The organism is Nocardia sp. NPDC058480 (assembly GCF_042720495.1).
Lineage (GTDB): Bacteria > Actinomycetota > Actinomycetes > Mycobacteriales > Mycobacteriaceae > Nocardia.
In genome coordinates this window covers 133,279-140,007 of the sequence record NZ_JBHXMN010000017.1, presented here as the reverse complement: position 1 = coordinate 140,007, position 6,729 = coordinate 133,279, and the positions used below count along the sequence as shown (strand labels likewise).

General features: G+C 67.5%; 6 protein-coding genes. 2 read left to right on the top strand and 4 right to left on the bottom strand.

Going from position 1 to position 6,729, the window contains the following annotated elements; all coding sequences use genetic code 11:
* Positions 1-115 precede the first annotated feature (115 nt).
* Positions 116-625 (bottom strand): hypothetical protein, encoded by a 510-nt coding sequence (locus ACFWO8_RS28740; protein WP_378967954.1) that lies wholly within the window; start codon positions 623-625, stop codon positions 116-118.
* A gap of 110 nt (positions 626-735) precedes the next feature.
* Between ACFWO8_RS28740 and ACFWO8_RS28735 the strand changes: the two genes are divergently transcribed.
* Complete coding sequence (locus ACFWO8_RS28735; protein WP_378967942.1) at positions 736-1,578, top strand: hypothetical protein; 843 nt, start codon at positions 736-738, stop codon at positions 1,576-1,578.
* Here the strand turns inward: ACFWO8_RS28735 and ACFWO8_RS28730 are convergent.
* From ACFWO8_RS28730 to ACFWO8_RS28720, 3 genes are all read right to left on the bottom strand, one after another.
* The gene (locus tag ACFWO8_RS28730; RefSeq protein WP_378967931.1) at positions 1,575-2,966 is read right to left on the bottom strand and encodes a M1 family metallopeptidase; all 1,392 of its coding nucleotides are present in this window, start codon (positions 2,964-2,966) and stop codon (positions 1,575-1,577) included. The two genes, ACFWO8_RS28735 and ACFWO8_RS28730, sit on opposite strands and share 4 nt — an antisense overlap.
* 225 nt (positions 2,967-3,191) lie before the next feature.
* The gene (locus tag ACFWO8_RS28725; protein ID WP_378967908.1) at positions 3,192-3,857 is read right to left on the bottom strand and encodes a DUF3239 domain-containing protein; all 666 of its coding nucleotides are present in this window, start codon (positions 3,855-3,857) and stop codon (positions 3,192-3,194) included.
* A 99-nt stretch (positions 3,858-3,956) separates the two neighbouring features.
* Positions 3,957-5,624: a DNA repair helicase XPB gene (locus tag ACFWO8_RS28720; RefSeq protein ID WP_378967898.1), complete on the bottom strand. Its 1,668-nt coding sequence runs from the start codon at positions 5,622-5,624 to the stop codon at positions 3,957-3,959.
* A gap of 324 nt (positions 5,625-5,948) precedes the next feature.
* On the opposite strand from ACFWO8_RS28720, the gene ACFWO8_RS28715 reads away from it, so the two are divergent.
* Positions 5,949-6,593 carry a LysE family translocator gene (locus ACFWO8_RS28715; protein WP_378967872.1) on the top strand — a complete coding sequence of 215 codons (645 nt, stop codon included), beginning with the start codon at positions 5,949-5,951 and terminating at the stop codon, positions 6,591-6,593.
* Positions 6,594-6,729: the final 136 nt, after the last annotated feature.

Below are 6,729 nucleotides of genomic sequence, written 5' to 3'. Positions count from 1 at the left end.
CGAAAGCGCTGAGCCGAAGGCTCTAGTCTCGAGCGCTAACCGGCGGCCCCTCGGGGCCGCGGACACGCGCGCGCCAGCGCGCCAATAAACACAGCCTCAAACCCGCCTGGGACTACTAACCCTGTGGCTTTGCCATACAAAACGTCGTCTTGGGCTCAGGAACAGTCCGGAACTGCGTGGCATCCGCCCCACACAGCAGCTCATCGGTCTCCCCATCGATCCGCTTGACCACCTTGAACGAAGCGTCCGGCGCGGTGCAAGCGACAGACTTCGCAGGCCGCGTCCCCGCATCCGCGTAACAACTACCCTCGGCGAAGTTGGGCGCCAAGCACAGAGTGTTCTTCGCGTCTCCGACAGTGCCGTTGAAGGTGGCGTTGCCCGCAGCGCAGTCCGCAGTGCCGACGTTCACGATCCGGTAGTTGGCCTTCGCCGACGAGCAGTCGCCCACCGTCGCCTTCATCGCATCGGCAGCGTTGTCACTGACCTCCACGCACGACCCCGCCGCGACAGCACCGGCCGACGACGCATCATCGGACGAGCACGAAACCATCGCGCCGACCAGCGCCATCGCGGCCACCGGTCCGAGCACGATCCGCGCCAACAGCCGCTTCTCTGGGAAAATCACTGAAAACCTCACTCACCGAACGGTTCAGGGCCAATACAACCGCCGGTGACGATACCCAAGTGCCCCGCGCCCGCGCTCCCCCGTCGAGCAACCTGTCTACCATCACAAAGATGACCCTCGACGACGTCGCAGGCGAGCTGTACACCCTCGACCCCGGCGACTTCGTGTCAACCCGCGCCGAGCGCGCCGCCCAGGCCCGCGCCGACGGTGACCGCGAGCTGGCCAAGGCCATCACCGCCCTGCGAAAACCCACGGTCGCCGCCTGGACGGTCAACCTGCTGGCCCGCCACGCGCCGAAGGAGATCGCCGCTCTCCTCGATCTCGGCGATGCGCTCCGGTCGGCTCAGCGTCAGCTCTCCGGCGAGAAGCTGCGCGCCCTCGGCACCCAGCGTCAACAGGTTGTGAACGCGATGACCAAGCGGGCCGCCGAGCTGGTCGCCGAACACGACCGTCCGGCGACCGAGCAGGTGCTGCGCGAGGTCGGCCAAACTCTCACCGCTGCGCTGGCCGACCCCGACGTCGCCGACCTGGTCCGCGCCGGAGTCCTGCCGACCGCCGTCACCTACGACGGCTTCGGCCCGGCCGGGCTGGTCGCGATCACCGGCGGAAAGGCCACGCCCAAGCGCACGAGCAAACCCGCCCCGAAGAACACCGAAGCCGAGCGGCGAGCCGAGGCCCACAAGGAACTCGACGATGCCGAATCCGGGCTGGCAGCGGCCGCTGCCGATCGCGATGAAGCCGAAGCCGCTGCCGCCCAGGCGAAATCCGACCTCGATGCGATCGAGACCCGGATCGCCGAGCTACGCGAAGAGCTCGAACACGCTGAACAACAACGCCACTTCGCCCACACCGCCGAACATCGGGCACGTGGTGAATTCACCGCCGCGCGTGGTCAATTCGATCGGATGCAGCGCTGGGTCGAGCGGGCCCGCGCTCGTCTGAGCGAGGACTAGGGGCCCAATGTGCCCGGATAGAGGAACGCGTCACGCGGCGGCCTTGTGCCATCGAGCCATTCGGCCAGGAACTCGCCGAGCGGCATCGAGGTCCGGCTCTGCAGGAACTCCCGGAATTCCGGCATCGAGGCATGACCGTCGCGATGGGCGTTCACGAAATCCCTGATCGCCGCGAAGAACACGTCCTCACCGATCAACTTCCGCAGCGCATGCAGGAACAGCGGCCCGCGGTAGTAGACGGAGGTGAACTCGTCGCCGACACCGGGAGCCGCCAGCGCGATCTTCCAGAACTTGGGCTCGTCGAGGTACTTCGCGATCGTCTCGCGATACTCGGTGTCCACATCGGCATGGTCGATCCGCTCCGGCCACAGATAGTCGGCGGTATAGCTGGCGAAACATTCGTTGAGGCAGATGTCGGACCACTGCCGCACCGACATCGTGTCGCCCCACCATTGATGGGCCAGCTCGTGCACCACGGTGTTCAGATCGGTCCACGGCGCGTACGTCGGCCGGGTCTGGGTCTCCAGCGAGAACGGCAGCTCCGTATCCACATAAATGCCACCGGCAACATCGAACGGGTAAGGGCCATAAAGACTTTCGAGGAAGTCGAGGACCTCGGGCAGCCGCTGCTCGTCTTCGCGATTCTCCTCGGAATCCGGCGCGAACGCGCTCAGCACCGCGGTACCGTTGGCCCGCCGCTGTTCGAGGAAGGTGAAATGATCCACCGCGACCGTGGTCAGGTAGCCGATCGTGGGCTGGCGCGTCTCCCACGTGGTGAACAGCCGACCGTCGCGCACCACATGCTCGGTGCGATCACCGGTCGACATCACTTCCCACTCGGCGGGCACCGTGGCGTGCAGCGTGAAAGTCGCCTTGTCCAGCGGGGTGTCGTTGAGCGGGTACCAGGTGCTCGCACTGTGCGGCTCGCCGATGGCGAACGCACCGCCGCTGGGCGCGTAGGTCCAGCCCGCGCCGTCGGTATCGGCGGCCTCGCCCGCGTAGTCGACGATGATCCGCATCGGCAGTCCGGGCGGCAGGGGTAGCAGCGGCGTCACCACCAGCTCGTGCTCGCCGTCATGGGCGAACCCCGCGGGCTGCCCGTTCACCGTTACCATCAGCACCTCGGGCCCGCTGTAGTCGAGGTTGAACTGCGCCAGCGGCTGGGTCACGCGGCCGTCGATGCGGGCGGTGCCGCGCAGGTGGTGATCACCGGGTTCGTAGTCGATCGACACGTCGTAGTGGGTGACGTCGTAGCCACCGTTCCCGTCGAGCGGATAGTACGGATCGCCCAGCCCAGGCGCCCCGATCAACGTCGAATCCGCCGCTACCGGGCGAACTCCCAGCGCCACCAGCGCGAACACCACGCACAACCCGGCCGCCCATCGCATGTCGAAGACACCTTTCGCCGACCGGATCGCACGGACCCAACCATCGTCGCAGGCGCGCGCCACGGACCCTAATAGGCCGAGGCCGGGGTCCGCCTAATGGGCGCGGACGCGACAGCGTTCATCAGCCGCGCACGGCCGGAGCGAAGGCGGAGGTTACGCCTAATGGGCGCCGACGCGACAGCGTTCATCAGCCGCGCACGGCCGGAGCGAAGGCGGAGGTTACGCCTAGCCCAGGTCGGAGGGCAGCTGTTGCGGGTCGAGCAGCAGGCGCTTGGTCGCCGTGCGTTTCACCCGGGAGGCCAGCGCCAGGTTCTGCGCGAGCAGCCGCCATTCGACCTCGTTGATGGCGTCGCAGGCTCGCGCGATCACCGCGTCATCGCGGGTACCCCAGGCGATCGGCATGGCGGTGACCAGTTGCCAGCGTTCGCCGACCTGGCGAGGGGCACGATCGGTGCGCACCGCGACGGCGGGCACCCGCTCGCCCGGCTGCGGTGTGTGTCCCGGCAGCGCGCGTACTTTGCGGGTGATCAGCGCCCAGCTGCGCTCCGGCGCGGCGGGTTCGGCGATATCGACCAGGGCGAGCAACACGATGCCACCCGGCTCGGCATCGCTGACGACGGCCGGTACGAGGACACCGTCGTGATAGAGCTTCTCGATGCTGGAACGGTGCGGCGTCCACAACGCCACCCACAGCGCGATGCCCGCGATCAGCACGCACACCACCGCGAGCAGAAACCCCCACGCCTGCCCACTCCACACCAGCGCCACCGTGGCCGCGACAGCGAGACCGGCAGCCAGCAGGGCTACCAGGCGCAACCTACGCAACCCGGTGAACGTCTCGTTCACCGCATGAGCGTGTTCACGGTCGACCACGAATTCGAAGCGGCGCACGCCTTCCTTCCTAGCACAAGTTGCGGAGGAATAGCCTCCACTTATCTGCCGAGGGGTTCGCACTCCGCACGCTACCCCCCTTTGACCTGGCGAACAGTGCTACACGCCGTCCCCGATGGGCGGACCGAGCAGGTCGTCGGCGTCAACGATGCGGTAGGCGTAGCCCTGCTCGGCGAGGAAGCGCTGCCGATGCGCGGCGTATTCGGCGTCGAGGGTGTCGCGCGCGACCACCGAATAGAAATGCGCCTGTCCCCCATCCTGTTTCGGCCGCAGCAGTCGACCGAGGCGCTGAGCCTCTTCCTGACGGGAACCGAAGGTGCCCGAAACCTGCACCGCCACCGACGCTTCCGGTAGGTCGATGGAGAAGTTGGCCACCTTGCTCACCACCAGCACCGGGATCTCGCCGGAGCGGAAGGCGTCGAACAGCGCCTCGCGCTCTTTGTTCTTGGTGGCACCGGTGATGACGGGGGCGTTCAGATCGACGCCCAGTTCGTCGAGCTGATCCAGGTAGGCGCCGATCACCAGGGTCGGCGCGCCCGGGTGGCGGGCCAGGATGGACTCGACGACCGGGATCTTGGTGCGGGCGGTGGAACACAGCTTGTAGCGTTCCTCCGGCTCGGCCGTGGCGTAGGCCATCCGCTCGGCGTCGGTGAGCGTGACCCGCACCTCGACACAGTCGGCAGGCGCGATCCAGCCCTGCGCCTCGATGTCCTTCCACGGGGCGTCGTAGCGTTTCGGGCCGATCAGCGAGAACACGTCGCCCTCGCGGCCGTCCTCACGCACCAGCGTGGCGGTGAGACCGAGCCTGCGGCGGGACTGGAGGTCGGCGGTCATCCGGAAGACCGGCGCGGGCAGCAGGTGCACCTCGTCGTAGATCACCAGGCCCCAGTCGCGGCTGTCGAACAGCTCGAGGTGCTTGTACTCACCCTTCGATTTGCGCGTGATGACCTGGTAGGTGGCGATGGTGACCGGGCGGATCTCTTTGCGCTCACCGGAGTACTCGCCGATCTCCTCCTCGGTGAGCGTGGTCCGCGCCAGCAGCTCGCGCCGCCACTGCCTGCCCGCCACGGTATTGGTGACCAGGATCAAGGTGGTGGCCTTCGCCTTGGCCATCGCGGCCGCGCCGACCATTGTCTTGCCCGCGCCACACGGCAGCACGACCACGCCGGAACCGCCCGCCCAGAAGGAGTCGGCGGCCATCTCCTGGTAGTCGCGCAGGTGCCACTTGCCCTCGGTGTAGTCGAGGCCGATGTCGTGCGCCTCGCCGTCGACATAACCGGCCAGATCCTCCGCTGGCCAGCCGATCTTCAACAGCATCTGTTTGATGTGTCCGCGCTCGGACGGGTGCACGATCACGGTGTCGTCATCGACGCGAGCGCCGAGCATCGGTGCGATCTTCTTGTGCCGCAACACTTCCGCGAGCACCGCGCGATCCAGGCTGATCAAGCACAGCCCGTGCGCGGGATGCTTGACCAGCTGCAACCGGCCGTAGCGGCCCATCGTGTCGACGATGTCGACGAGCAGCGGCTGCGGCACGGCGTATCGCGAGAAGCTCACCAGCGCGTCGACGACCTGCTCGGCATCGTGGCCCGCCGCGCGGGCATTCCAGAGCGCCAGCGGCGTGATCCGATAGGTGTGCACATGCTCGGGCGCACGTTCCAGCTCCGCGAACGGGGCAATGGCCTGCCGCGCGTTGCCTGCCAGCTCGTGGTCGACCTCGAGCAGCAAGGTCTTGTCGCTTTGCACGATCAGCGGACCGTCGGTCACTGGACTCCTTTGCGGCCGGGGCCGCGGGTTCGGGGCCTGTAACCCCTCGATTCAGCACACGAGACTCGCGCCTGCGGCGCATGCGCTTCGAGCGCTGAATCGAGGGGGCGGCCCCGAACGGGCTCGTAAGACTCGCCCTGTGCGGGGTTGCGTTCGGCCTGAGTGCTCTGAGTTGGTGTGCCGTGTCCTGGTTGGGCGGCCCGTTCAATTGTACGGACCCGGTCCGACATAGCCCCTGCGGAGAATGCGCGAGGGGTGAGCACGGGTCCAGCGGATGCTGACTGGACCGCGACAATTCCCTCGTGACCGGGGGAAACTCGGTGCATGCTTCAGACGACGGCGGTTCTCGGGGTTGCGGCGGCGGCACTCGGCATGGTGCTGACACCGGGGCCGAACATGATGTATCTGGTCTCGCGCACCGTCGCGCAGGGGCGTCGGGCGGGGATGATCTCGCTGATGGGGGTCGCGGCCGGGTTCGGGGTGTATCTGATGGCAGCCGCGGCGGGGATCACAGCGGTGTTCGCGGTGGTACCCGGTTTGTACCTGGCCGTGAAGCTGGCCGGGGCGGCGTATCTGTTGTGGCTGGCCTGGCAGGCGATCCGGCCGGGTGGGGTTTCGGTGTTCGCGCCCGCCGACCTGCCGCACGACCCGGCGCGACGCCTGTTCACGATGGGGTTGGCCACCAACCTGCTCAATCCGAAGATCGCGATCATGTACATGGCGCTGATCCCCCAGTTCGTCGACCCCGAACGCGGCGCCCTCTGGTTGCAGAGCCTGTCGCTGGGAGCCATCCAGATCACGGTCGCCCTCACGGTCAACGCCATGATCGTCCTCGGCGCCGCCGGCCTGGCCACCTTCCTCGCCGCCCGCCCCCTGTGGCTGCGCACCCAGCGCTACCTCATGGGCACCGCCCTCGGCACCATCGCCGTCCTCCTCGCCACCGACAAGGCCCGCCCCACCCCCGCCTGAAGCTCGTCGCCAGGACCGACCACACCCAACTAGTACGCCTTGTCACCTCGATGCGTCGCCACCCGCGTACACACCCTGGGCCCGGTATTACGTGATGTGTCCTTACCGCCCCCCGCGACACCTCACGTGTCACGCT